Below are 23,348 nucleotides of genomic sequence, written 5' to 3' on the forward strand. Positions count from 1 at the left end.
TGTAATTGATCAATGTAAGAGGACAGGATGTCCTGGCTGACCGCCGAGCAGGCGCTTGAGAAACTCGGCACGAAGCCGCAAACGCTTTACGCCAATGTGAGCCGCGGCCGCATCCGGGCCAAACCTGATGCCACCGATCCGCGGCGAAGTCTTTACAGCGCAGCTGACGTGACGCGGCTGGCCGCGCGACATGCGGGCCGCCGAAAGACCGAGACGGTTGCGGCAGACACCATCCAATGGGGTGATCCGGTACTGCCATCTGCTATTTCCACCATTTTGGATGGCCGGCTCTACTATCGTGGCCATGACGCCGCCGCCTGGGCGGAACATGCGACGCTGGAGGAAACCGCAACGCTTCTATGGAACTCTGGACAGATTGCGACGGCGCCGGGCGAGGCTCCGGAAGCGGCGCCCTCGCTGGAACGCGCATTTGTTCTGCTCGCGCAGCGTGTCACCCACGACCTGCCGACCCTTGGACGGTCGCCGAAGGTGCTGAAGGCCGAAGCGCAAAGTATCCTGTCGAGCGTCTCTGGTGCCCTAGCACCAGATACGAGCGCATTGCCATTGCATCTGCGCCTCGCCATGAGTTGGCGCAGGCCTGAAGCCGCCGACTGCATCAGGCGCGCGCTTGTGCTCCTCGCAGATCACGAACTCAACGCATCGACCTTCGCCACCCGAGTCACAGCCTCTTCAGGCGCAACGCTATCGGCTGCCGTGCTGTCGGGCCTCTCGACCTTGACTGGGCCGCTCCACGGCGGCGCGTGGCAGGGCGTCGCCTCATTGATCGAAGACGTCAATGCCCTTGGGGCCAGCGCGACCGTACGGCAGGCGCTGACGCAGGGAAGATCGCTCCCCGCCTTTGGCCACCCTCTTTATCCGGACGGAGACATCAGGGCAAAGGCGTTGATGTCCCAGTTCTCCTTACCCCCGAGCTACGCCGAACTGGCGAGGGCGGGGCAGGAAATCATTGGAGAAAGCGTCAACATCGATTTTGCGCTGACGGCTATGACGGCTGTTTTTGATCTTCCCGCAAATGCGCCGCTTGTGATCTTCGCGCTCGCGCGTACCGTCGGGTGGCTCGCTCATGCCATGGAGCAGGTCGAGAGCGGCCATCTCATTCGTCCAAGGGCGCGCTATACGGGACCGTCAATCGAAACGTCGCTTAAAGCATAGACTCTGTCGGATAGCCGTTGACGTTTCGGCATGCGTGCTGCAGCAATCAGCGTATGATGGCCGCCGCACGCTGGGTCGTCCGATGGTGCATTCAGGTAGGGGACGGATATGCTTGTAAACTCCAGAATGCTTTTGGCGTTGGTCGTGTGGGGTAGCGCTGCCTGTCTGTTCGGCTCGGATGCAGCGTTTGCACAAGCGACCGGATGCACCATGGAGCGCATGGCGGGGACCTCGCGGCAAGTCATGCGGTGCGCGGATGGCGTGGCGATCGTTGCCGAGAGTGGGGCCCGCTTCAATATCATCGACCGTAACCGCGATGGGCGACCGGACGCGGTGTCATTGCGCAACAAGGCCGTGCTCGTGGATGTTGACCGCGCCCAGCGGCCGGGCGGATTCGAGGTCGTCACGCCACAAGCGATCGCGGCCGTCCGCGGCACGCGCTGGGCTGTCGATGTCAATAGCGGCACGACCTCCGTCTTCGTCGTGCGCGGCCGCGTCGCGGTCGGTCGTCCCTCGGCGGGACGGCGGGTCGTGTTGAGTGTAGGCGAGGGCGTTGACGTCACGCGAGGCAGCACCCCGTTGACTGTCCGCCGCTGGCCACCAGCCCGCGCCGCAGCCCTGCTTGCCCGCCTTGGCCAATAGCGCCCCAATGCAGGGCAGACGGCTCCTGATCACGATCGCGCTGCTGCTGGCCGCACTATGGGGCGGGCTTCTCGGCTATATGCATCTTTCGGGCAGTATGAGCTTCCTCGACCGCCTCGAGGCTTCGCTGACCGATCTTCGAAGCACTGTAGTCGGCGCGCGGGTGCCACCTCCGATCACCAGCATCGTCGCAATCGACGATCAGACCGCCGCCGACAACGGCTATCCGCTCAATCGGGCGACACTCGCCCGCGTGGTGTCCGCCGTCAGCGCCTTGAAGCCGAAGGTCATAGCGCTCGATCTCTTGCTGGTTGATCCCGGATCGGACGAGGGCGATGCAGCGTTGGCTTTGGCACTGCAGCAGACGCCCAGTGTCATCGCCGCCGCCGGCGTTTTCCCGAAAGAGATACAGGTGGTCGGCATCGACGCCAACGATCCGCTGGCGGCGATACCGACTGCCAGCAAGATGCTGTTACCCCTTGGCCGCTTTTCCGACGTTGCCGCCATTGGGGTCGTCAACGTGGCTACCGATGAGTCAGGCACACCGCGTTTCATTCCCCTGATCTCCCGCGGCGGCGAGCGGGTCGATGCCTCGTTTCCATTGCGGGTCGCTTCGCTGGCATTGGGCATCAATCCGGCGTTCTCGCCTGGCGGCCTTGCACTTGGTGACCGGCATCTGCCGACCGACAATGGGCAGCGGCTGCCAGTCACCTTCTACGGCCCACGCGGCACCATTCCGACCTTCAGCGCTGCGGATGCACTGGCCGGAAAGCTCCCCGCCAAGGCGATCGAGGACAGGATTGTCGTGATCGGCTCGACCGTGACCGGCGGCGGCGACGTCTTCCCGACACCTTTCGATCCGGTGCTCCCAGGCGTAGAGGTGATGGCGACGGCGGCGACACATCTGATTGCCGGCGACAGCATCGTCAGAGACCGCAACGTACGTTTGCTCGATTCGCTTATAGCCTTGGCTCTGCCGCTGCTGCTGATCAGCTTGCTTGCGTGGCGGCGCAGCGCCATCGGCTATGCCATCATTGCCTCCGCGGCGCTCGCATGGGCCGCTTTGAACGTTGCCGCCTTCGCGCATGGCTACTGGTTCAGCGCAGCACTGCCCATCGCAGCAGCCCTGCCGCCCGTCCTGCTCTTCGGCGCCGCCGAGATCTGGATCGATCGTCGCCAGGCCGCGCACTTCGCGGCGCAAAGCGACCTCTTGCAGCGCATCGAGGCACCGGGCATGGGCGAGTGGCTCGCGCGCGATCCGAACTTTCTCGCGAAACCGATCCGACAGGACGCCGCGGTTATCTTCATCGACCTCTCCGGTTTCACGGGCTTGAGCGAGGCAATCGGCGCGACGAATGTCCGCGAAGTTCTCAGCGATTTCTTCGAGCTTGTCGACGAGGAGGCGCGCTCGCATGGCGGGGCGGTCACCAGCTTCACGGGCGATGGAGCGATGATTCTCTTCGGCTTGCCGCAACCGGCTGACGACGACGCGACGCGGGCCGCCGCCTGCGCAGTCAGCCTGTGTGAGCGGATGCGGCCCTGGCTCATCGCTCATTCGGCCATGAGCGGCCAAAAGATCGGTTTCAAGGTCGGGGCACATTGCGGTCCGGTCGTCGCCTCGCGGCTCGGGAGCGGCAATCGCCAGCAAATTACGGCGACCGGTGACACTGTGAATGTCGCAAGCCGCCTGATGGAAGTAGCTGCCGAACGCGGTTTCAAGTTGGCATTGAGCGCCGCCTTGATGGCGGCGGCCGGGCCGGAAAGCGCACCGCTTCGCTCTGGCCAGCTCGAAGGCCCAGCGCAAGCGCGCATTCGTGGCAGAAACGAAGGCATCGACGTATGGCTCTGGCAGGGACATCCGCTTTGACATTTTGCGTCTGACCAAGTAGGAACGGCCAACTTCTCTGCTGGCAACTGCCGGCCAAGGCGCAACGTGCGCGTGAGACTTCCGAAAGATAGACAACATGACAGATTTTAGCGGCGTCGTTCCGGCGATCGCCAAGGCGTTGGTGAAACGCGGCTATACCGAGCTGACGCCGGTTCAAAAGTCCATGCTCGACCCTGCGCTTGCCGCGTCGGACGCCCTCGTTTCGGCCCAGACCGGCTCCGGCAAGACCGTCGCCTTCGGCCTCGCGCTGGCGCCCACGCTACTGGAAAACGAGGACCGTTTTGGGCCTGCGGCCGAACCGCTGGCGCTCGTGATCGCGCCGACGCGAGAACTCGCGCTCCAAGTCAAGCGCGAGCTAGAATGGCTTTACGAAGCAACAGGTGCCCTGATCGTCAGCTGCGTCGGCGGCATGGACATCCGCAGCGAGCGCCGCGCGCTGGAGCGGGGTTCCCATATCGTCGTCGGCACACCCGGTCGCCTCTGCGATCACATCCGCCGGCGCGCGCTCGACATTTCTGCACTCAAGGCCGTCGTGCTTGATGAAGCCGACGAAATGCTCGACCTCGGCTTCCGCGAAGATCTCGAGTTCATTCTGGATTCCTCGCCGGATGACCGTCGGACCCTGATGTTCTCAGCAACTGTTCCGGCGGCCATTGCTAAGCTGGCGAAGAGCTACCAGAAGAACGCGGTGCGGATCGCGACGGCGACCGAAGAAAAGCAACATGGGGACATCGAGTATCGGGCTCTTGTCGTGTCGCCAAGCGACCGCGAGAACGCAATCATCAACGTTCTGCGGTACTACGAAGCAACCAATGCAATCGTGTTCTGTTCGACGCGAGCGGCGGTCAACCATCTCACCGCTCGCTTTCACAATCGCAACTTCCACGTCGTCGCCTTGTCTGGCGAGCTGACACAGAACGAACGCAGCCATGCACTGCAGGCGATGCGCGATGGACGTGCTCGCGTCTGTATCGCGACGGATGTCGCCGCCCGCGGTATCGACCTTCCCGGCCTCGACCTCGTCATTCACGCGGACCTGCCGACCAATCCCGAAACTCTGCTTCACCGCAGCGGTCGCACAGGTCGCGCCGGCCGCAAGGGCGTTAGTGCACTGATCGTGCCGCTGAACGTGCGCCGCAAGGCTGAACGCCTTCTTGGCAATGCCGGCATCTCGGCCGCATGGGCTCTTCCACCGTCAGCGGAAGAAGTCACGGCACGCGACGAAGCGCGTCTGCTTGCCGACCCCATCTTCGAGGAAGCGCCGAGCGAGGAAGTTCGGGACCTGGTCAAGCGGCTTCTCGATACGCATGGGGCCGAAAAGCTCGCCGCGGCCTTCGTCAATCTCTACCGCTCCAACCAGTCTGCACCGGAGGATCTGGTCGAGGTCTCGGTCCAGGACAGCCGCGGTGGCAAGCGCCGCGAGACCGCCGACGAGCCACGCGAACCGTATCAGAAGGGTCCGCGCGATGACTTCGGGGCGAGCGTCTGGTTTTCGATTTCGGTCGGCCGCAAGCAGAATGCAGAGCCACGCTGGCTGATCCCGATGCTTTGCCGAAACGGCAATCTGACGAAACGAGAGATCGGCGCGATCAAGATGCAGACCGACGAAACTTACGTCGAGATTTCAGCGGCCCGCGCCGACAGCTTCCTGCAGTCGATCGGTCAGAACAAGACGATGGAGCGCGGCATCCGCGTCACGCCCCTCGACGGCACACCCGATTTCAGCAAACCAACAGCCTTGAAACCCTATGCTGGTAAGAAGGCCTTTGGCGAGCGTCGTGAATTCAGCGACGACCGCCCGAAGGATAAGTTCCGCAAGGAAGCCCGCAGCGAGGGCGACGAGCGACGCGATTCAAAGCCCTGGGGCAAGAAGCCGGGCAAGCCGAAGTTCGAGGGCAAGGGCAGCGGTGGCCCGAAGCCCAAGTTCTCAAAAAAGAAGGGATAACCATCCCAACGGCGACGCAGTTTTTGCGTCGCCGCTAGAGACAGGGGAGAGGATAATGGCAAATACGATCGTCTTACCGGTTCCTGTTTTCAGCACCCTTTGCAACGAGGCGTTCAAGCTCCGACGTGCGGTCTTCATCGCCGAACAGAATGTACCTGCCGATGAAGAATTCGATGCGCTTGACCTCACGGCGCATCATGTCGTCGCTGTGGCGGGCGGCGAGGTTTGCGGGACACTCCGGATCACTCATGCGAAGGAGCATGTGAAAATCGGCCGCGTCGCAGTCAGCAAGGCATGGCGCGGACACGGTGTCGCGAGCGCGATGTTGACCTATGCGATGAACGAGCACCGATCCGTTCGTGAGAATCGATTTTATCTGACGGCACAAAGTGACAAAATAGCCCTCTACGAACGCTTCGGATTCGTCGCGTTCGGCAACGAGTTCCCGGATGGCGGGATGCCGCATCTGGCGATGAAGAATTATTGATTGGGCGAGTGGGAAGGGAATGAGGGGACTGCACCGTCGTGAGCGTAGCCCAAATCGCGGCGCTCTCTCCCTAGTGGATGTTCACACCTTTATCGTCGAAAACCTGCAACTGAAGCCGGCACCCGGCTTGCCTGAGATACAGCTTTATACAGCTCATCCCGGCAGCGGGCTCTCGCGTCTCAGATCCAGCGACGAGGAGGATTCACCGCCTTATTGGGCCTATAACTGGGCCGGCGGAACCCTACTTGCTCGGCATATCCTGGAGCATCGAGACATCGTTCGCAATCGTCGCATCCTCGATCTCGGCGCAGGTTCGGGCATAGTCGGGATCGCGGCTCGAAAATGCGGAGCATCCCGGGTGATTGCAGCGGAGATCGACACGAACGCGATCGCGGTAATCGCTCTCAACGCCGAAGCGAACGGCGTGACAGTTGAAGTAACGAGCGCTGATGTTCTCGCAGGCCACCCGCCCGACGTCGATATTATTCTTGCGGGGGATGTCTTCTACAGTGCCCAGCTTGCGCAGAGAGTTTTGCAGTTCCTTACGGCCAGTCGCAAGGCGGGCATCGAGGTGCTCATAGGGGATCCGGGCAGACGGTCACTGCCGCGCGCAGCGTTGGAGCTTATCGCGGAATATGCCGTCCCCGATTTTGGCGACTCTTCGACCGGACAGGCTGCCATTGGCGGCGTATTCACGCTGCCGCATCCGGCTGATCGATGAGGACGCTCAGTTAGACGACGCTTTCTGTAGCTTCAGCAAGGCGTCCAGTGCCAAGTCCGCCATGGCAGCTGGAACGAAGACGTGATCGTGATGGTAGGCTGCTACCATGTTGCACGGCATTGAATGGGCTGCCAATTCGGAGGCAACCGCGGCCGTCAAGCCCACACCTTCCAGCGACGAAAAGACTTCCAGAACGATACGCCGCATCGGCACATCGCAATTGAAACCGAGTTCCGCTGCCCGGCTCTTCGAGAGGATCAGGGAGATTCCTTCACGCTCACGAAACCAGGCCAGCGCATCGGGAGCCGCAAGCCTGGCGACATCCTGGTCTGAGGTCACGCAGAATACGAACTCACCCTCCATGAGGGTGGGCGTCATGCCGGACAGCATCGCATGCGTGTCCCGAACGGTCTCATTCGTCATCGCAATCCTGCCTTCAGTTCACCAGTCATACCCGGCACCACAAATAAAACGGCCTCAGTCGAGAAGGTCTGGCCTTAACAATATCACCGGGCAGGGACTTCCTGCGGGCAGTTCCGGTGCATGCGGCGGTCGGATAATTAAGCAGTCGGCCTGGGCGAATATCTTCATCATCGACGAGTCTTGCTTGCTGAACGGCTTCGCCGTCAGTGCGCCTGATGACGATCGCGACAGCGTGGCTCGCACATAGTCCTGTCGCTGGTCATTGGCACGGAGCGTTGCTGTCGTCTCCACCTTTGCCTCGCGCTTGACCGGCGGAAGTGAGGCAAGTTTGCGAATCAACGGCTCCAGGAACAGCAGCCCGCAGACCAGACTCGATACCGGGTTGCCGGGCAAACCAATAACATGCGTCTCGTCGAACCTGCCCACCATTAACGGTTTGCCCGGGCGCATGGCGATCCGCCAGAAATCGAGTTTCATCCCCGCGGCGAGCAGCGCCGCCTGCACCAGATCGTGGTCGCCCACCGACGCCCCGCCAAGCGTCACGATGACATCGACCTCAGCCTGCCGGGCGCGCTCGACCGCAGCCGAAATCGCGCGCTTGTCGTCGGGTACAATCCCGAGATCGAGAACATCGGCGCCAGCCTTGCGCGCCAGCGCAGCTATACCGAAGGTGCTTGACGCAATGATCTGAGCGGGAGCCGGCGAGCTTCCGGGTGGCAGTAATTCGTCACCGGTGGCGAGCAACGCGACTACCGGCTTGCGCCAGACCTCGAGTACCGCATGGTTCATTCCAGCCGCTACGGTTAGGCGCGAGAAGTCCAGCGCAGTCCCCGCCTTGAGTACAGCTTCGCCTTCAAGAAAGTCCTGCCCCCGCGGCCGGATGTGCTGGCCAATACGAACAGTGAATGTCGTGCGGATGCCGCCGTCGATCTTCTCCGCATCCTCCTGGAGCAACACGCTGTCCGCGCCTGAAGGAACCGGGGCGCCGGTGAATATCCGCACCGTCTCGCCTTTGCCGATGGCACCGTCGAACCCACGACCGGCGGACGACGTGCCGATGAGCTTCAACTCGGCGCCGGGCTCTGGAGCATCCTCGCGGCGTAGCGCATATCCATCCATTGCGGAAGCATTGAACGGCGGTTGCGTCAGTTTGGCTGCAACGTCAGCTGCCAGCACGCGGCCCTCGGCCTCCTGCAAGGAAACGATTTCGCTCGTCTGAACCGGCTTGGCGCGCGACAGCAACTGATCTTGCGCCTCGGCAACGGGGAGCATGCTCATTTGCCGTACTCCGGACGACGAAAGTCTCCGGACTTGCCGCCCGATTTTTCGAGCAGCCTGATGCCGCCGATTTCCATGGCTTTATCGGCAGCCTTGGCCATATCGTATATCGTCAGGCAGGCAACGGAAACGGCCGTCAACGCTTCCATTTCGACGCCGGTCTTGCCCGTCAGCTTCGCCGTTGCACTGACGCGCAGGCCGGGTAGGTCGGTATCCTCCGTGATGTCGACCGAAACCTTCGTAAGCATTAGGGGGTGGCAGAGCGGGATCAGATTGCTCGTCTGCTTGGCCGCCATGATGCCGGCAAGGCGCGCCGCGCCGATCACATCACCCTTTTTCGCATTGCCCGTGCGAATGAGATCGAGCGTCGCAGCCGCCATTCGCACGTGGCCTTCGGCGGTCGCAACCCTTGTTGTCTCGACCTTATCGCTGACATCGACCATATGCGCCTCGCCGGAGGCATCAATGTGGGTCAGTCCGGTTTGGCCACCGCTCATCTCACTCGGCCGCCAGCACGGCTTCGCCGAAGAGCAGCGCACGCGTCGCGGCCGTTACGTCCTCCTTGCGCATGAGGCTCTCACCAACCAGGAAGGTGTTAATGCCAACCGCTTGGAGACGGTTGCAATCAGCATTCGTGAAGATGCCGCTTTCGCCCACCAGCAGGCGATCCTCTGGAACCATTGGGGCGAGTTGCTCGCTGACCTCAAGGCTGACTTCGAATGTTCGGAGATTGCGATTGTTGATGCCAACGAGCGAGGAGGAGAGTTTCAGTGCACGCTCCATTTCCACGGCATCATGGACTTCCACCAGTACATCCATGCCAAGGTCGAAGGCCTCATCCTCGAGGCGCATTGCATCGTCATCCGAAAGTGAGGCCATGATCAGCAGGATGCAATCGGCACCCCAGGCACGCGCTTCCTGCACCTGGTAGGTGTCGAACATGAAATCCTTGCGCAGTGCCGGTAGCGAACACGCCGCACGCGCCGCCATCAGGAATTCCGGCGCACCCTGAAAGCTCGGCGTATCCGTCAATACCGAAAGGCAGGCCGCACCTCCAAGTTCATAAGCCTTGGCCAGCGACGGCGGATCGAAATCGGGCCTGATCAGCCCCTTGGAAGGACTGGCCTTCTTGATCTCAGCGATCAGGCCGTACTGACCAGCCTCTCGCTTCGCCACCAGCGAACGGTGAAAGCCGCGCGGCGCCGATTGATCCGCCTGCATCGCCTTCAGATCGGCCAGCGACACTTTCGCCTTTGCGGCGGCGATCTCTTCGCGCTTGTAGAGTTCGATCTTCTTCAGGATGTCGGTCATGGCTCTATCCTAGTCGATGTCGTTCGACACGGCGATGAGTTTATCGAGGGCCGCGGCCGTTGCACCGCTGTCCAGAGACTGCGCAGCAAGACGCATACCATCCTGGAGCATCTCAGCTTTGCCCGATATGACCAGCGAAGCCGCCGCGTTGGCAAGCGCGATATCGCGGTAAGCGTTCTTTGCGCCGCTCAGGACGTCGCGCAGAGCGGCCGCATTCACGACACCATCTCCGCCCTTGATGGCCTCCAACCGGCAAGGCTCGACGCCGAAATCTGCGGGAGACAATTCGAACGTGCGGATCTTGCCCCCCTCGAGTGCTGCGACACTCGTCTTTCCTGTTGTGGTGATTTCGTCGAGGCCGTTGCCATGGACGACCCACACGCTTTCGGAGCCCAGATCGCGCATGACCTCGGCAATTGGCACAACCCACTGCGGCGCGTAGACACCAAGCAATTGGCGGCGAACACCGGCCGGATTGGAGAGGGGGCCTAGCAAATTGAAGATCGTGCGCGTGCCGAGTTCGACGCGTGTCGGACCGACGTGACGCATCGCCGAGTGATGCTGCTGGGCGAACATGAAGCCCACACCAGCCTCACGAATGCAGCGCGAGATCACCTCGGGGGTTACATCCAGCCTGACGCCGAGAGCGGCGAGGCTATCTGCGGCGCCAGATTTCGAGCTCAGAGCGCGGTTGCCATGCTTGGCCACAGGGACACCGGCACCGGCGACGATAAGGGCGGCCAGCGTCGAGATATTGTAGGTGCCGCTTGCGTCGCCACCGGTTCCGACGATGTCGATTGCGTCGGCCGGCGCGTCGACGGTGAGCATCTTGGCGCGCATCGTCGTCACGGCGCCGACAATCTCGTCGACTGTTTCACCGCGGACGCGCAATGCCATCAGGAAGCCACCGATCTGCGAAGGGGTCGCCTGCCCGGACATCAGAATGTCGAAGGCCTCGCGAGCCTCCTCGCGTGTCAGCGGCTCGCGGCTCGCAGCCTTCGCCAAAAGCGGCTTCAGATCGGTCATGCGCTTGTGTTCCCCTTAGCGGACTGCCGCCTGATCGGCGAGAGACTGATTGATCGATGCGCCGTACTGCGTTTGCAGCAGGTTGACCATCTGATCGAGAATGTCGTCGCCGGCCGCGTTTGCCGTTGCTGTGATCTGCTGGTCCTGATTGTTGAGCACGTCACCCGTCGGTTCCGTGTTCACTTCAGTGACCTTGAGAAGGATTTGCGTCGTCGGGTCGCCGCCGACGGCATTGGCAATCGTGTCGATCGGACCCGAGAATGCGGCGTTGACACCAGCCCGGCCGAGCACGGCGTCGTCGGTGCCGCGGGTAATGCCACTCTTGCTTTCGACCGTGATACCAAGAGGTGCGGCGATATCGGCGAGCGGCGTTCCCTTCTGTGCCTGCTGCTTCAGTTCCTCAGCCTTTTTGGCGAGCTCGAGCTTCTGCTGTTCGGCGGTCCAGTCGGCGACTGCCTTGTCATGCACCTCGTTGAGCGGCCGATCGCGCTCCGGCGTCACGTCGCGAACGTCGAACCAGAGATAGCCGTCGGTACCGATCGAAAGGGAAGGAGCGTCCGCCCCGGCGTCGGTCCGGAAGGCCGCGCCAAGAACCTGCTGCTTGGACGGAATATCCTTGACCTCGTTGCCATCCTTGTCGAGGCCCGTGGCGTCGACGGCATCGATCACGACTGCCTTAAGCTTAAGCTGCTCTGCAATTTGTTCCAGCGTCGAGCCGGAGCCGCGCAGATCCTCGATCTGATCGTGTACGTTGATGAGCTCCTGGGAAGCGTTGGAAACAGCCAATTGCTTGCGGATCTCTTCCTTGACCTCGTCAAGGCTCTTGATGCTCTCACGCTTGATGTTGCTGACACGGAGCACAACCGGGCCGAAGGTACCATCGACAACAGGCGTTGTTCCGCCGTCCTTCGAAACAGCAAAGGCCGCATCCGCGATGGCTTGATCCGGAACCTTGTCCTTGGAGAACTCGCCCAGGAATACGTCGGTTGCCGTCTTGCCCTGATCAGTCACCAGCTGATCGAATGTCGTGCCGGTTTTCAGTGCTGCCACCGCGGCATTGGCAAGATCCTTGCTCTGGAAAGTGAGCTGCTCGATCGTGCGCGTCTCCAGCGTGCGGAAACTATCCTTGCGCTTTTCAAAGTCTTCGCGAATCTGGTCATCCGTAACAGAGGCGGCATCGGCGATATCTTCCGGCTGAAGCTTGAGGAAGGCAACCTTCCGGTATTCCGGTGCGCGGTAGCGCGTCTTGGCGCCTTCGAACCATTTGGCGAGCACATCCTCGGCGGGCGCCTTGATCGGTTCGATATTGGCATTTGTCAGCAACAGGTAATCGATGCCGCGGCTTTCCTGGCGATAGAGCTTGAGGGCATCGACGAGCGTCTTCGGCGCCGCGAAGCCGTTCGAGACAGCGTCGACGATCTGGCTGCGAACGGCAACCTTGCTGCGCTCCTTAATGTAGTCGTCTTCGCGGATGCCAGCATTGCGCAGTCGCGATGCAAAGAGGGTGCGGTCGAACTGACCGTTAACGGCCTTGAAGGCCGGATCATCGCCGATCAGCTGCGCAAGGCGATCCTGCGACAGACCGAGGTTCATGTCTTCCGCCAACTGATCCAGCGACGCGCCGGCAACCAGCTGCGCCAGTACCTGCTGTTCAACGCCGAAGGCGCGGGCCTGATCGGCCGTCAGCCGCATCCCGAACTGTTGGCTGAGATTTGCGACCTGCCGCTGGTAGGCCAGGCGAAATTCGTTGACGTCCACATGCTGATCTCCGACGCTGACAACGGTCGTGCTGTTGCCGCCTGATACCAGCTGGCGGGATATACCCCAGATGCCGAAAGAGGCGACTAGAAGCAGCATGAGGAGCTTGGCAACCCAGGTGTGAGCAGCTCTTCTCAGAAGATCGAACATCGAAACGCAAACCTCGCATCATAATCGCCCGTTCGCGGGCAAAGCATTCGACGTTCCTTAGAACAAAGCCGGCAGGAAATGAAGGGTTATCGCGCGAAAACATCTGCACTATATCTGCAATCATACAAGCGCATCGAGCACAGCAAAAGCCACCGGATATCGGAACCTTTCCCGGGCTAATTCGTTGAACAGCATCCGGAAAAAGAGGAGCAGACAATGGCCGATATGAAAACCGCCTCCGCCCAGTCCGCAACCGCGCGTGTGAAGGCGGAGATCGCGGCAGACGATCTTTCCGCACAGGTCGCAGCATTGCGCGAAGACCTTGCACGCCTGTCCGAAAGCGTTGTGGCGCTTGGACACGGCGCCAAGACCGCCGTCGCCGATGAGGCCTCGGTCATGACGGAACGGTTGCGCGACAAGGTAAGGGAGGAACCTATCTTCGCGCTCGCCGTGACCGCCGGTGTCGCCTATCTTTTCGGATTGATGAGCCGTCGATAAGATCGATCGGCATTTTGACCAGGCGAGAGCCGGGCGTGCTGACGCCCGGCTTTTGACTTTGCATGATTGCCTAACGACGAATGACCCGGCCAACGGCAATGAGCAGGCAAGCGCCGACAAAGCCGGCAATCAGATAGCCGAGCCAGCCAGCCAGCGCGAATCCGAGCCCCGAGAGTATGGCATTGGCGACGATCGCGCCCACAATGCCCAAAAGGATATTCATCAACAGCCCCATGTTGCTGTTCATGAACTTTTCCGCGAGCCACCCGGCAATGCCGCCGATAATGATAGCGGCTACCCAACCTACGCCTGCGTCTTCCATATGTTTTTCCTCCAGAGAAAACGAAGTCAGCGCCAGCGAGGGAATTGAGGGGTCTCTGACAGCGAGTCTCCGCATACGAACAATAAGCCGCCGGTAGCCTGAGATAGGCCTGGAGCACGAATGATGTTGCAAGCCTTGCGCCCGCGTTGAGACTCAATTCTCCCACACGAAAAAGATAGGCGATCCGTTTGGGTGTGCAACGCAAATGTTCGCTCGAAGATAGGCGCTACGGGAGACCATCTGACGCGACCCGTCGTCAAGTTCAGTTCAAACCTCGTCGACTCAAGGAGATTCGACGATGATAGTGCACCCTCGATCGACCTGAGCACAACCCCTGGACGTCGCATTCAAGAAACACTCGACGCTGTCGAGCATCCCTAGGGATCGAGATGCATATTCTCGGAAGGGCATCTCGAGACGCCTCAAGCGCGCATTTCACGAGAGAAGCATCGTGCAATTGCATTTCGCGCGAGACCGTAGAATAAAAACCGTATCAGGAGGGCGTTACGCTAGGCGACCGTTCCAAAACGCATACCAATCTTTGTACACTCGGCCATATCAGCCACGTAATAACAATACCAATATACGATCAGTTCGCGTCGGGCCAAGCCACGCTGGATCTCGCCGTTTCCTGCACCCCCGTAAATCAACCACGCTCTGTTCATCGATTTAACGGCTGATTATGCCGTGAATCGTTTTGCCGACCCGCTTGTGTAAACGAAAAAGCTCATTCTCAACGAAATCACGGCCCTTCCTTAAGCATTTGCTTGCTCAACCTGCAATCTATGTCATGGTAACTTCCTTCACATGAGAGGGGTTCCAGCTATGATCAATCTACAGTCAGTGCGTAATGACACTACCCATGACCAACGTCTGCTCGATTGCCGTGCCGATGTTGAACCAGCACTCCATCAGATCATCCGCGATGCGCAGCAAAAAGGGTGGGCGCCTGCGGAGGTTGCAATGGCCATCGCGGATGCGGCGGACGACTATATTCTGTTGCTGGCCAGCCGGAAGGCGACGTCGCATTGATAAGTGTCACATTGGAAATTTGGGGCAAGGACACGAAACGATCTGTGGACAGGTGACGACAGGCGAGACCAGCATCTGCCCGCAGACAACACGGCCATACTGCAACGAGACGGCGCCAATTTTAATTTCGTGGAGCGCTGATGTTCGAACAGAAAACACTCTGACTGAAATCAGCTGAGGACTGCTTCATCGCGCTTCACTTCTTTAAGGACCGACCTCGGCGTCGCTGGCCGAGCGCGGTGACCTGGTGGTAGCCACACGATCAAGCGTGTCATATATCCTCACGCGGGCCTATGTGGCGCGGAAGGAGAAGCTCAAATGAACAGATTTCTCGCATCTGCAGCAGCCGGAGCACTGGTCAGCCTTTCCGCGATCATTTCAGCCTGCACCACAAGCTCCGATCAGACCTCGTCAATCGGATTTTCATCGTCCTATCAATACGATCGCTCTGTAAATCCAGCCTGTTCGGGTGGGTTCAGACCGAGCAACGGCCGCTCCTGCAGCTACTAGCTACGCAAGCCGAGCAAGTAAAATGGCACGATGCGTTTTTCACCGCAAAATCTATGCTCGGTCGTTGAATTGTGGTGAGAGCGTCGGGGTTCGAACCCGAGACCTACTGATTAAAAGTCAGTTGCTCTACCAGCTGAGCTACGCTCTCCCTGATGCCGAACGGTTCGCCCGGCTGGAAGTGCGCGGAACATATGCAGGTGCCCCATTGCGGTCAACCAAAAAATCATCGTTCCCTGTGCATTAGGCACATTTCTTGCCAACGGGCCTGAAAAGGCAGCTACCTGCCTATGCGGGGCTTCGTTTCCACCGGTTTTGCCTGATTGCGCGAGCCCGGCGTTTGCAATGTCCAAAGACCATAAAAGAAAAGCGCCCGAAGGCGCTTTGTCAAAGTTGGGGGAAACGAGATCGTGAACCGGACGGGCGAAAGCTCGACTGCCGTTTCGTTGGCCACCCGGGGAAAGCGGAAAAATCCGGGCATCCTTTCGCACCGCCGCGTCCGCTTGGCGCAGCTCACAATCTCGCCTTATAAATGCACGAAGCGTCAGAAGGTTCCCCCAAAAAAAATTAAATGAATCAATCCCTTCTGAGGGCCATTCAATATCTTCACAAAGTCACTCGACGCTCTAGCTAGCCCCTTGTACAGCCAAGGAGAATGCAATGACCAGCGTGACCACATCTGCACCGCCGGCGACCCGAAAAGTGTTGCGCGGGCGACCTTACAGCCTCGGTGAGTTTACCAGGAAATATCGTCTCGACGAAACCGAAGCGAAGCGGCTCTATGAGAAGTTCGGGCCATCTGCCACAGAACTCGATCTGCTCATGGCCGCCAAGCGTCGTCTGCCGGCTCACTGATGATTTTGTCAACGCGCATCCGGAGTGGGGCAGCCTCTACTGCACGGCGCACTAGCAGTTGGAGGCGGGCTGCCACTGCAGGGACTGCCGCAAGTCGAGTGGATCCGTTTTTCGTCGTCTTTGCAGTTTTGGCCGAGATGATCCTTCGAGCAATCCACCTATGCGGGTCGCAGCTTCTGTCCGCGATGTGGCGGATGCCTTCTCAGTCTTAGCGATGAGCTCGCAACGATCCGAATTGGTTCACTGAAGAATCCTCCGATCGATCTCCAGTCGTTTCAATGTTTTGGATCAAAGACGGCGAAAATCTGGCTGCGCCCGATAGAGGGAGGCACCGGGCAATACGAAGCAATGCCCTTGAGGCCAATTGATCCTACGGAAAACTGAACTTTCATTACCAAGATTTCATTTCATTCCACTGCCATTTCGTGCCAATCCGGGGGCCGATGCTAATCTGTCGTTCAGCTTCGACGTGCTCATTTTGCTGACGGCTGCATTGCCGCACGTTGATCGAGGCCGGAATGAACGACGTCAAGGATATGCACGAAACCAAGCCGACAAAGGCGAGCGCCGATCTGGCGGCCGTCCTTGCGGCCTCACGCAAACAGTCCAAGGGCAGTTGGCGTGGTCGCCTATTGGTATTGCTTCTGCTGATTCTTGCCGCCGGCGGCGTAACCTACTTGTATTCGCGGCAAGAGGGCAACCAATACAGCTACGCCACTCAGCCTGTTAAGCGCGGCGACCTAACCGTGCTGGTCACCGCTACGGGATCCGTGCAGCCGACGGAGCAAGTGGATATATCAAGCGAGCTGTCCGGAACGGTTCGCGACGTAAACGTCGACTACAACAGCGAGGTCAAGGCCGGCGAGGTTCTTGCCGCGCTCGATACGAACAAGCTTGAAGCCGACGTCAAGAGTTCGCGTGCGAAGCTTGATTCGGCCAAAGCCAACGTTGTGAAGGCCACAGCTGACCTCGAGTCGGCGCAGAGCTCGTTCCAGCGCTTCCGCAATCTCGTTCAAAGCAACGTGTCGACACAACAGAGCCTTGAGGACGCGCGCTACAAGTTCGATTCTGCGGTTGCTGCCAAGGACATTAATGTCGCTGCTGTGCTCTCCGCCGAGGCTGATTTGCGGCTTGCCGAGGTCAACCTCGCCAAAGCGAAGATCGTCTCGCCGATCAACGGCGTAGTTCTGACGCGTTCGGTCGATCCGGGCGCGACAGTGGCGGCGTCGCTGTCGGCGCCCGTGCTTTTCGTGATCGCCGGCGATCTGAGGAAGATGGAGTTGCAGGTCGATGTCGACGAGGCCGATGTCGGTCAGATTGCCGTCGGCCAGAAGGCGACGTTCACGGTCGATGCCTATCCCAACCGGACCTTTCCGGCCGAGATCAAGCAAATCCGATTTGCATCAGAGACAACGAACAATGTCGTGACCTACAAAGCGATCCTGTCGGTCGACAATGCCGACCTATTGCTGCGGCCGGGCATGACTGCCACGGCGGACGTCACCGTCGAAGCGGTCAAGAATACTGTGATGATACCCAATTCGGCGCTTCGCTATGCGCCGCCGGCTGTAGAATCTTCCCGGAATCGCGGCATCTTCGGATTGCTCAGGCCACCCCGGATGGGACCGCGGACCGGCAACCAGGGCGGCGAAGCCCTAACTGGAACAAAGCGGCGCGTTTGGGTTCTGAAATCAAACAAGCCGGCAGCCGTGATCATCCAAGTGGGGTCCTCCGACGGACAATTCACTCAGATCGTTTCTGGAGACCTGAAGGAAAACGACGCCGTGATTACCGACGCCACCGCGCAGGCGAAATAGCGAGGGTCACGATGACGAGCCCGCCACTTATCGAATTCAAGCAAGTCTCGAAGATCTACGGTCAGGGGGAGGCGGCAATTCGCGCCCTCGATCGGGTTGATCTGGCGATCCGCGAGCATGAATTCGTCGCCATCATGGGACCCTCCGGTTCGGGCAAGTCGACGGCCATGAACATTCTTGGCTGTCTCGATGTGCCGAGCGCCGGTGATTACATTTTCCAAGGCGTGTCGACACAGGGCTTCGACCGCAGCCAACTGACGTTGCTGCGCCGCCATATGCTCGGCTTCGTATTCCAGGGGTTCAACCTGCTGCCGCGCACGTCGGCTTTGGAAAATGTCGAACTGCCGCTGATCTACCGCGGCATGCATGCAAGCCAGCGTCACCGCACGGCCAAGGAGGCGCTCGGGCTTGTGGGTCTTTCCGGGCGCGAACATCACAAGACGCAGGAACTGTCCGGCGGCCAGCAGCAACGCGTCGCCATTGCCCGGGCGATTGTGACGGAACCTTCGCTGCTTCTGGCGGATGAACCGACCGGTAATCTCGATACCAAGACCAGCATTGAGATCATGGACTTGATGACGCGATTGAATCGCGAACAGGGCATTACGATCGTCATGGTCACGCACGAGCCGGACATTGCGGCCTACGCCCAGCGGCTGCTTCGCTTTATCGACGGCAAGCTCGAGACGGAAGTCGAGCATCGTGGGAGGGCGGATCATGTTTTTTGAGACGCTGAAACTCGCGCTGCGCGCAATCAGTCGCAACATACTCCGGTCGTTCCTTACCGTGCTCGGTGTCGTCATTGGCGTGGCGGCCGTCATCGCGCTGGTGACGATCGGCAACGGCACGACCGCCCAGGTCTCGGCCGAGCTTTCAAGGCTCGGCACCAACATGCTGTTTGCACGTCCGGGTCAATTCGGTCCCGGTCGCGCAAGTTCTGAGGCCCGTCGCTTCACCGTCCAGGATGTCGATGCCATCCGCGATCAGGTCAATGGCCTGCGCGCCACAGCACCGCTCAACCAGACGACCGCGACGGTCATTTACGGCGGGCAGAGCCGTTCGACGACCGTGATGGGAACAACCAACGACTATTTCATCGCCCAGGACTGGGGCATGGCGATCGGCCGCACCTTCGATGCGGCAGAAGAGCGTGGGCGCCCGCGCTGCATCCTCGGCGAGACCGTGCGCTTGCAGCTCTTCGGCGCAGCCGACCCCACGGGGCAGCAGATTCGCGTCGGCAAGGTTTCGTGCAGCGTCATTGGCGTCCTTGCCAAGCGCGGCCAATCCGGCATGGGCAACGACCAGGACGATGTCGTCGTCATGCCCGTCAAGGTCTATCAACGCCGGATCGGTGGCAAAGCGAACGCCAATGTCCAGATGATTGTGATCTCGGCGCGCGACGGCGTCTCGACGACGAAAGTTCAGGACGAGACGGAAAACCTGCTTCGCGAGCGTCGGAGAATCATCCCTGGTCGCGAAGATGACTTCAGCGTCAATGACATGACGCAGATTGCGGACGCAATGACCGGCACCACGACGCTGTTGACCAGCCTACTCGGCGCGGTCGCCGCGATCAGCCTGCTCGTCGGCGGCATTGGGATCATGAACATCATGCTGGTGTCCGTGACGGAGCGCACCCGAGAGATCGGTATACGGCTGGCGATCGGCGCGCTGGAAAACCAGGTGCTGCTGCAGTTCCTTGTCGAGGCTGTGGCATTGTCGGTATTCGGTGGCGTCGCGGGGATCCTGCTAGGGATCGGCCTCGGCTATGGGGCAGTAACCGTCCTCAACGTGCCTTTCGTGGTCAACCCCACTATGATCGCCGTGGCGTTCGTGTTCTCCGCCGCGATCGGGATGGTCTTCGGGTATTTCCCGGCACGCCGTGCCGCACAGCTTAACCCGATCGAGGCGCTGAGGCACGAGTAGGCGCCGTCCGGTTTCTTCCATTTTGCAACATGATCCGCGCTCGGCGCCAGCTTGCCGTTCGCGCGAACGCTGATATATCATGAGCTTTTACAGTCGCCTTCGCGACACCTGACATTTTCCGAAGCCACGGATACGCGAATGCAGAACTCACTCAGCCACCTTGCCTATCTCACCCTAGAGCATGCGATCGTGACGCTGACGTTGCAACCAGGCGCTTTAGTCACCGAGAAGCACTTGATCGACCTTGCCGGGCACGGTCGAACACCCGTGCGCGAGGCGATTCAGAAGCTGGCGTGGCAGGGGTTGATCGTGGTGAAGCCGCGCGTCGGATTGCAGGTTGCCGAGATCAAGCCGACGGACCATGAGAATGTCATGCAGGTCCGCCGCGAGCTCGAGCCGATTGCGGCCGCACTGGCCGCCGACTTCGCCACCTCAGAGCAGCGCAAGGAGCTGGCCGAATGTGCGCAAGCGATGGAAGTATGCGCGGCAACCGGCGACTTGGCGGCATTCTTCGCCGCAGACAAGGCCTTTGACGAAATCCTGGAAGAAGCCTGCCCCAACGCCTTCATAACGTCAGCCCTTGCACCGGTTCAGACGCATTCGCGTCGGCTCTGGTCCGCGTCCAAGAGTCCCGACCGAATGGATCAGTCCATCTCGTTGCACGTCACAGTCATACGGGCCATTCAGCAGGGGAGGTCCAAGGATGCCGGCCAAGCTATGAGCGCGCTGATCAACTATCTTAGCAGCCATAACTGAAAACGGCCCTGTTAAGGGCCGTAGATCAGTGTATCTAGCGGGATTTAACCGACGAACGCACGTTCGATGACGAACTCCGCCGGCTTGCTGTTTGCGCCCTCATTGAGGCCGGCCTTTTCCAGCAGATCCTTCGTGTCCTTCAGCATCGCAGACGAACCGCAGATCATGCCACGATCGATTGATGGATCGAGCGGCGGAACGCCGAGATCGGTGAAGAGCTTGCCTGACGAGATCAGATCCGTAATGCGGCCGCGATACTCGAAGTCCTCGCGGGTGACCGTCGCATAGTGGCGCAGCTTGTCACCGACGACTTCCTGCAGGAGTTCGTCATTTTTGATTTCTTCGACCAGATCGAAACCATATTTCAGTTCGGCCACGTCGCGGGTCGTGTGGGTGAGGATGACCTCCTCGTACTTCTCATAGGTTTCCGGATCGCGGATCAGGCTCGCGAAGGGCGCAATGCCGGTGCCGGTCGAAAACATATAAAGACGACGGCCGGGCGTGAGCGCGTCGAGCACCAGCGTGCCTGTCGGCTTCTTGCGCATCAGGACCTGGTCGCCCGGCGTGATCGCCTGCAGATGCGAGGTCAGCGGGCCGTCCGGCACCTTGATCGAGAAGAATTCGAGTTCTTCAGCCCAGGCGGGGCTTGCGATCGAATAGGCGCGGAAAATCGGCTTGCCGTCAACCATAAGGCCGATCATCGCGAATTCGCCAGACCGGAAACGGAAACCCTGCGGCCGCGTCATCGTGAACCGGAACAAGCGATCCGTATAATGCGTCACGCTGAGCACCGTTTCGGCATAGACTCCGGCCGGAATCGGGGAGGCGAAGTCTTCGGTCTTTGCAGGGGCGTTCATTTCGGTATCGGATCCCGTATTCGTCGCACAATGTTTTCGATGCCAGCGAGATATTACAAATAGTGTCGTGATTAAAGGTATTCCATTCTTTCTCTGGCGACTTGCACGAAATATGCGTGTCGCGGTCAGGATTCCGGGGCCTTCCCACGCTTCATCGCTTTTGCGCTGGCGAAGCGAAGCAAAGGATGCATATTAGGCAAAAACCGCGTCTGCCGCGCGCGGACGCCATAGGCTGCTCGGGGAAACATGAAGATTTTCAATTACAAGCGCGTACCTTACGCGGAAATGCGCGCATTCTCCGTCCATATTCTGACGGCATCCGGGTCCTTTCTCGCATTTCTGGGCGTCGTCGCGGCCGCCGAGCGTCGGTTCATCGATATGTTCTGGTGGCTGGGCCTCGCACTTCTCGTTGACGGCATCGATGGGCCGATCGCCCGCAAGGTCAGTGTCAAAGAAGTGCTGCCAAACTGGTCGGGCGATACACTCGACAATATCATCGACTATGTAACCTACGTTTTACTACCGGCGTTCGCGCTCTACCAGAGTGGCATGATCGGTGAGCCATGGTCCTTCGTGGCAGCTGGCATGATCGTTGTATCCAGCGCAATCTACTACGCCGATACCGGCATGAAGACTGAGGAGTACTTCTTCTCCGGATTCCCGGTGGTCTGGAACATGATCGTCTTTACGTTGTTCGTCATCGATGCCAGTGCAATCACAGCACTCGCCGTCGTCCTCGTCTCGGTCATCCTCACCTTCCTGCCGATCAATTTTCTCCATCCAGTCCGCGTACAACGCCTCAGGCCGCTCAACCTCGGTGTCTTCTTCTTATGGTCGGCGCTCGGAATGTATGCGCTGCTGATGCATTTTGTGATCCCGCAATGGGCGCTTGCCCTCTTTATCCTTAGCGGTATCTACCTCTACTGCATCGGCGCCGTGCTGCAGTTCTTCCCGGCGCTTGGACGCGAATAGGAGAAGGCAATGGCGAAAACGCAGGCGGTTTCATTCAGCAAGACCGGCGGACCTGAAGTTCTCGAATACATCGATATCGAGCTGCCACCGCCCCGCGCAGGAGAAGTCCAGATCAAACACGCCGCCATCGGCCTGAACTTCATCGACGTTTACTTCCGAACTGGGCTCTATAACGCGCCGCATATGCCTTTCGTGACTGGCAAGGAGGCGGCTGGTACGGTTACAACTGTCGGCCAAGATGTGAAGGAGTTCAAGGTTGGCGATCGTGTCGCCTATGCCGGTTCGGATGGCGCCTACAGCGTCGAGCGAAACATCGAAACGAAGCACCTCGTCAAGGTTCCGGACGGAATCCCCCTGGAAACTGCAGCCTCGATGATGCTGAAGGGGATGACCGCGCAATATCTGCTTAACCGGACGTACAAGGTTGGACCGGGTACTGCGGTCTTATTCCACGCGGCAGCCGGCGGCGTCGGCCTCATTGCCGGCCAATGGGCTAAGGCGCTCGGCGCGACGGTGATCGGCACGGTGGGGTCGGACAGCAAAGTGCGTTTGGCGCTCGAGCATGGCTACGATCACGTCATCAATTACAACACCGAGAATTTCGCAGAACGTGTACGCGAGATTACCAACGGCGCTGGCGTCCACGTCGTCTATGACTCGATCGGCCGCGACACGTTTCCGCAATCGCTGGATTGCCTGAGACGGCTCGGCATGTTCGTCTCATTCGGCCAATCCTCGGGGCCGATCGAGAACTTCACGCTCGCCATGCTCGCACAGAAGGGATCGCTCTTTGCAACGCGCCCCACGCTTTTCACCTACATCGCTACACGCGAAGAGCTAACCAATTGTGCAAACGCGTTATTTGATGTTGTTTTGAGCAACAAAGTGCGTATCAATATCAACCAAACCTATCCATTGCGTGAAGTCGGGCGGGCTCACATGGATTTGGAATCCAGGAAAACTACCGGAACTACGCTGCTGATCCCATAATGACCCGAACGGGC

At 59.8% G+C, this 23,348-nt stretch carries 24 protein-coding genes and 1 tRNA gene; 16 read left to right on the plus strand and 9 right to left on the minus strand.

The features are described 5' to 3' along the window. Nucleotides 1-27 precede the first annotated feature (27 nt). The 6 genes from FHX09_RS23105 to FHX09_RS23130 all read left to right on the plus strand — a co-directional run bounded on the left by FHX09_RS23105 (nt 28) and on the right by FHX09_RS23130 (nt 6,856). Entirely contained in the window at nt 28-1,173 is a 1,146-nt protein-coding gene (locus tag FHX09_RS23105) for a citrate synthase (protein ID WP_132591140.1), read from the plus strand. A 126-nt stretch (nt 1,174-1,299) separates the two neighbouring features. After that, entirely contained in the window at nt 1,300-1,815 is a 516-nt protein-coding gene (locus FHX09_RS23110; RefSeq protein WP_245505495.1) for a FecR domain-containing protein, read from the plus strand. A 7-nt stretch (nt 1,816-1,822) separates the two neighbouring features. Then, nucleotides 1,823-3,682, plus strand: coding sequence for an adenylate/guanylate cyclase domain-containing protein (locus tag FHX09_RS23115; RefSeq protein ID WP_132591136.1), 1,860 nt, complete (start codon nt 1,823-1,825; stop codon nt 3,680-3,682). A gap of 97 nt (nt 3,683-3,779) precedes the next feature. Continuing rightward, nucleotides 3,780-5,648: a DEAD/DEAH box helicase gene (locus tag FHX09_RS23120; protein WP_184450724.1), complete on the plus strand. Its 1,869-nt coding sequence runs from the start codon at nt 3,780-3,782 to the stop codon at nt 5,646-5,648. 55 nt (nt 5,649-5,703) lie between these two features. After that, complete coding sequence (locus FHX09_RS23125; RefSeq protein WP_184450725.1) at nt 5,704-6,135, plus strand: GNAT family N-acetyltransferase; 432 nt, start codon at nt 5,704-5,706, stop codon at nt 6,133-6,135. A 19-nt stretch (nt 6,136-6,154) separates the two neighbouring features. Continuing rightward, a complete protein-coding gene (locus FHX09_RS23130; RefSeq protein ID WP_132591130.1) occupies nt 6,155-6,856 on the plus strand; it encodes a 50S ribosomal protein L11 methyltransferase in 702 nt (233 codons plus the stop codon). A gap of 6 nt (nt 6,857-6,862) precedes the next feature. On the opposite strand, the gene FHX09_RS23135 is transcribed toward FHX09_RS23130, so the two are convergent. The 6 genes from FHX09_RS23135 to FHX09_RS23160 are packed head-to-tail and all read right to left on the minus strand — an operon-like array spanning nt 6,863 to nt 12,802. Then, entirely contained in the window at nt 6,863-7,279 is a 417-nt protein-coding gene (locus tag FHX09_RS23135) for an ACT domain-containing protein (RefSeq protein WP_007793719.1), read from the minus strand. Nucleotides 7,280-7,333: 54 nt separating this feature from the next. Then, nucleotides 7,334-8,557 carry a gephyrin-like molybdotransferase Glp gene (gene glp / locus FHX09_RS23140; protein ID WP_132591128.1) on the minus strand — a complete coding sequence of 408 codons (1,224 nt, stop codon included), beginning with the start codon at nt 8,555-8,557 and terminating at the stop codon, nt 7,334-7,336. Continuing rightward, entirely contained in the window at nt 8,554-9,054 is a 501-nt protein-coding gene (gene moaC / locus FHX09_RS23145) for a cyclic pyranopterin monophosphate synthase MoaC (RefSeq protein WP_132591126.1), read from the minus strand. Before moaC ends, glp begins: the two co-directional genes overlap by 4 nt. 1 nt (nt 9,055) lies before the next feature. Continuing rightward, nucleotides 9,056-9,868 (minus strand): indole-3-glycerol phosphate synthase TrpC, encoded by an 813-nt coding sequence (trpC, locus tag FHX09_RS23150; RefSeq protein WP_183721805.1) that lies wholly within the window; start codon nt 9,866-9,868, stop codon nt 9,056-9,058. Nucleotides 9,869-9,877: 9 nt separating this feature from the next. After that, nucleotides 9,878-10,894: an anthranilate phosphoribosyltransferase gene (gene trpD / locus FHX09_RS23155; RefSeq protein ID WP_007793708.1), complete on the minus strand. Its 1,017-nt coding sequence runs from the start codon at nt 10,892-10,894 to the stop codon at nt 9,878-9,880. Nucleotides 10,895-10,909: 15 nt separating this feature from the next. Further along, nucleotides 10,910-12,802: a peptidylprolyl isomerase gene (locus FHX09_RS23160; RefSeq protein WP_132591122.1), complete on the minus strand. Its 1,893-nt coding sequence runs from the start codon at nt 12,800-12,802 to the stop codon at nt 10,910-10,912. A gap of 216 nt (nt 12,803-13,018) precedes the next feature. Between FHX09_RS23160 and FHX09_RS23165 the strand changes: the two genes are divergently transcribed. Beyond that, a complete protein-coding gene (locus FHX09_RS23165; protein ID WP_007793703.1) occupies nt 13,019-13,300 on the plus strand; it encodes a hypothetical protein in 282 nt (93 codons plus the stop codon). Between the two features lie 70 nt (nt 13,301-13,370). Here the strand turns inward: FHX09_RS23165 and FHX09_RS23170 are convergent, their stop codons facing one another. Then, nucleotides 13,371-13,622, minus strand: a complete 252-nt coding sequence (locus tag FHX09_RS23170) for a GlsB/YeaQ/YmgE family stress response membrane protein (protein WP_132591120.1) — start codon at nt 13,620-13,622, stop codon at nt 13,371-13,373. Nucleotides 13,623-14,447: 825 nt separating this feature from the next. On the opposite strand from FHX09_RS23170, the gene FHX09_RS23175 reads away from it, so the two are divergent. Then, entirely contained in the window at nt 14,448-14,654 is a 207-nt protein-coding gene (locus tag FHX09_RS23175; RefSeq protein ID WP_007793693.1) for a hypothetical protein, read from the plus strand. Between the two features lie 318 nt (nt 14,655-14,972). Next, entirely contained in the window at nt 14,973-15,164 is a 192-nt protein-coding gene (locus FHX09_RS30080; protein WP_081499066.1) for a hypothetical protein, read from the plus strand. Between the two features lie 72 nt (nt 15,165-15,236). On the opposite strand, the gene FHX09_RS23180 is transcribed toward FHX09_RS30080, so the two are convergent. Next, a tRNA-Lys gene (locus FHX09_RS23180) sits at nt 15,237-15,312 on the minus strand. A 509-nt stretch (nt 15,313-15,821) separates the two neighbouring features. Here FHX09_RS23180 and FHX09_RS23185 point away from each other — a divergent pair. From FHX09_RS23185 to FHX09_RS23205, 5 genes are all read left to right on the plus strand, one after another. Then, nucleotides 15,822-16,016 carry a hypothetical protein gene (locus tag FHX09_RS23185; RefSeq protein ID WP_007793691.1) on the plus strand — a complete coding sequence of 65 codons (195 nt, stop codon included), beginning with the start codon at nt 15,822-15,824 and terminating at the stop codon, nt 16,014-16,016. A 518-nt stretch (nt 16,017-16,534) separates the two neighbouring features. After that, complete coding sequence (locus tag FHX09_RS23190) at nt 16,535-17,833, plus strand: efflux RND transporter periplasmic adaptor subunit (protein ID WP_132591118.1); 1,299 nt, start codon at nt 16,535-16,537, stop codon at nt 17,831-17,833. A gap of 11 nt (nt 17,834-17,844) precedes the next feature. Further along, the gene (locus FHX09_RS23195) at nt 17,845-18,561 is read left to right on the plus strand and encodes an ABC transporter ATP-binding protein (protein ID WP_007793684.1); all 717 of its coding nucleotides are present in this window, start codon (nt 17,845-17,847) and stop codon (nt 18,559-18,561) included. Continuing rightward, entirely contained in the window at nt 18,551-19,759 is a 1,209-nt protein-coding gene (locus FHX09_RS23200) for an ABC transporter permease (protein ID WP_132591116.1), read from the plus strand. The genes FHX09_RS23195 and FHX09_RS23200 overlap by 11 nt, the downstream gene beginning before the upstream one ends. Nucleotides 19,760-19,897: 138 nt before the next feature. Next, the gene (locus FHX09_RS23205) at nt 19,898-20,515 is read left to right on the plus strand and encodes a GntR family transcriptional regulator (RefSeq protein ID WP_132591114.1); all 618 of its coding nucleotides are present in this window, start codon (nt 19,898-19,900) and stop codon (nt 20,513-20,515) included. A 44-nt stretch (nt 20,516-20,559) separates the two neighbouring features. Here the strand turns inward: FHX09_RS23205 and FHX09_RS23210 are convergent, their stop codons facing one another. Beyond that, on the minus strand, nt 20,560-21,372 hold the full coding sequence (locus tag FHX09_RS23210) for a ferredoxin--NADP reductase (RefSeq protein ID WP_132591112.1): 813 nt from the start codon (nt 21,370-21,372) through the stop codon (nt 20,560-20,562). A 246-nt stretch (nt 21,373-21,618) separates the two neighbouring features. Here FHX09_RS23210 and pcsA point away from each other — a divergent pair, with 246 nt between their 5' ends. Together pcsA and FHX09_RS23220 are read left to right on the plus strand one after the other, a co-directional pair. After that, nucleotides 21,619-22,344 (plus strand): phosphatidylcholine synthase, encoded by a 726-nt coding sequence (gene pcsA, locus FHX09_RS23215; protein WP_132591110.1) that lies wholly within the window; start codon nt 21,619-21,621, stop codon nt 22,342-22,344. A 9-nt stretch (nt 22,345-22,353) separates the two neighbouring features. Next, nucleotides 22,354-23,334, plus strand: a complete 981-nt coding sequence (locus tag FHX09_RS23220; protein WP_132591108.1) for a quinone oxidoreductase — start codon at nt 22,354-22,356, stop codon at nt 23,332-23,334. Nucleotides 23,335-23,348 lie beyond the last annotated feature (14 nt).

This window comes from Rhizobium sp. BK538 (genome assembly GCF_014197575.1).
In the GTDB taxonomy this organism is placed as follows: domain Bacteria; phylum Pseudomonadota; class Alphaproteobacteria; order Rhizobiales; family Rhizobiaceae; genus Rhizobium.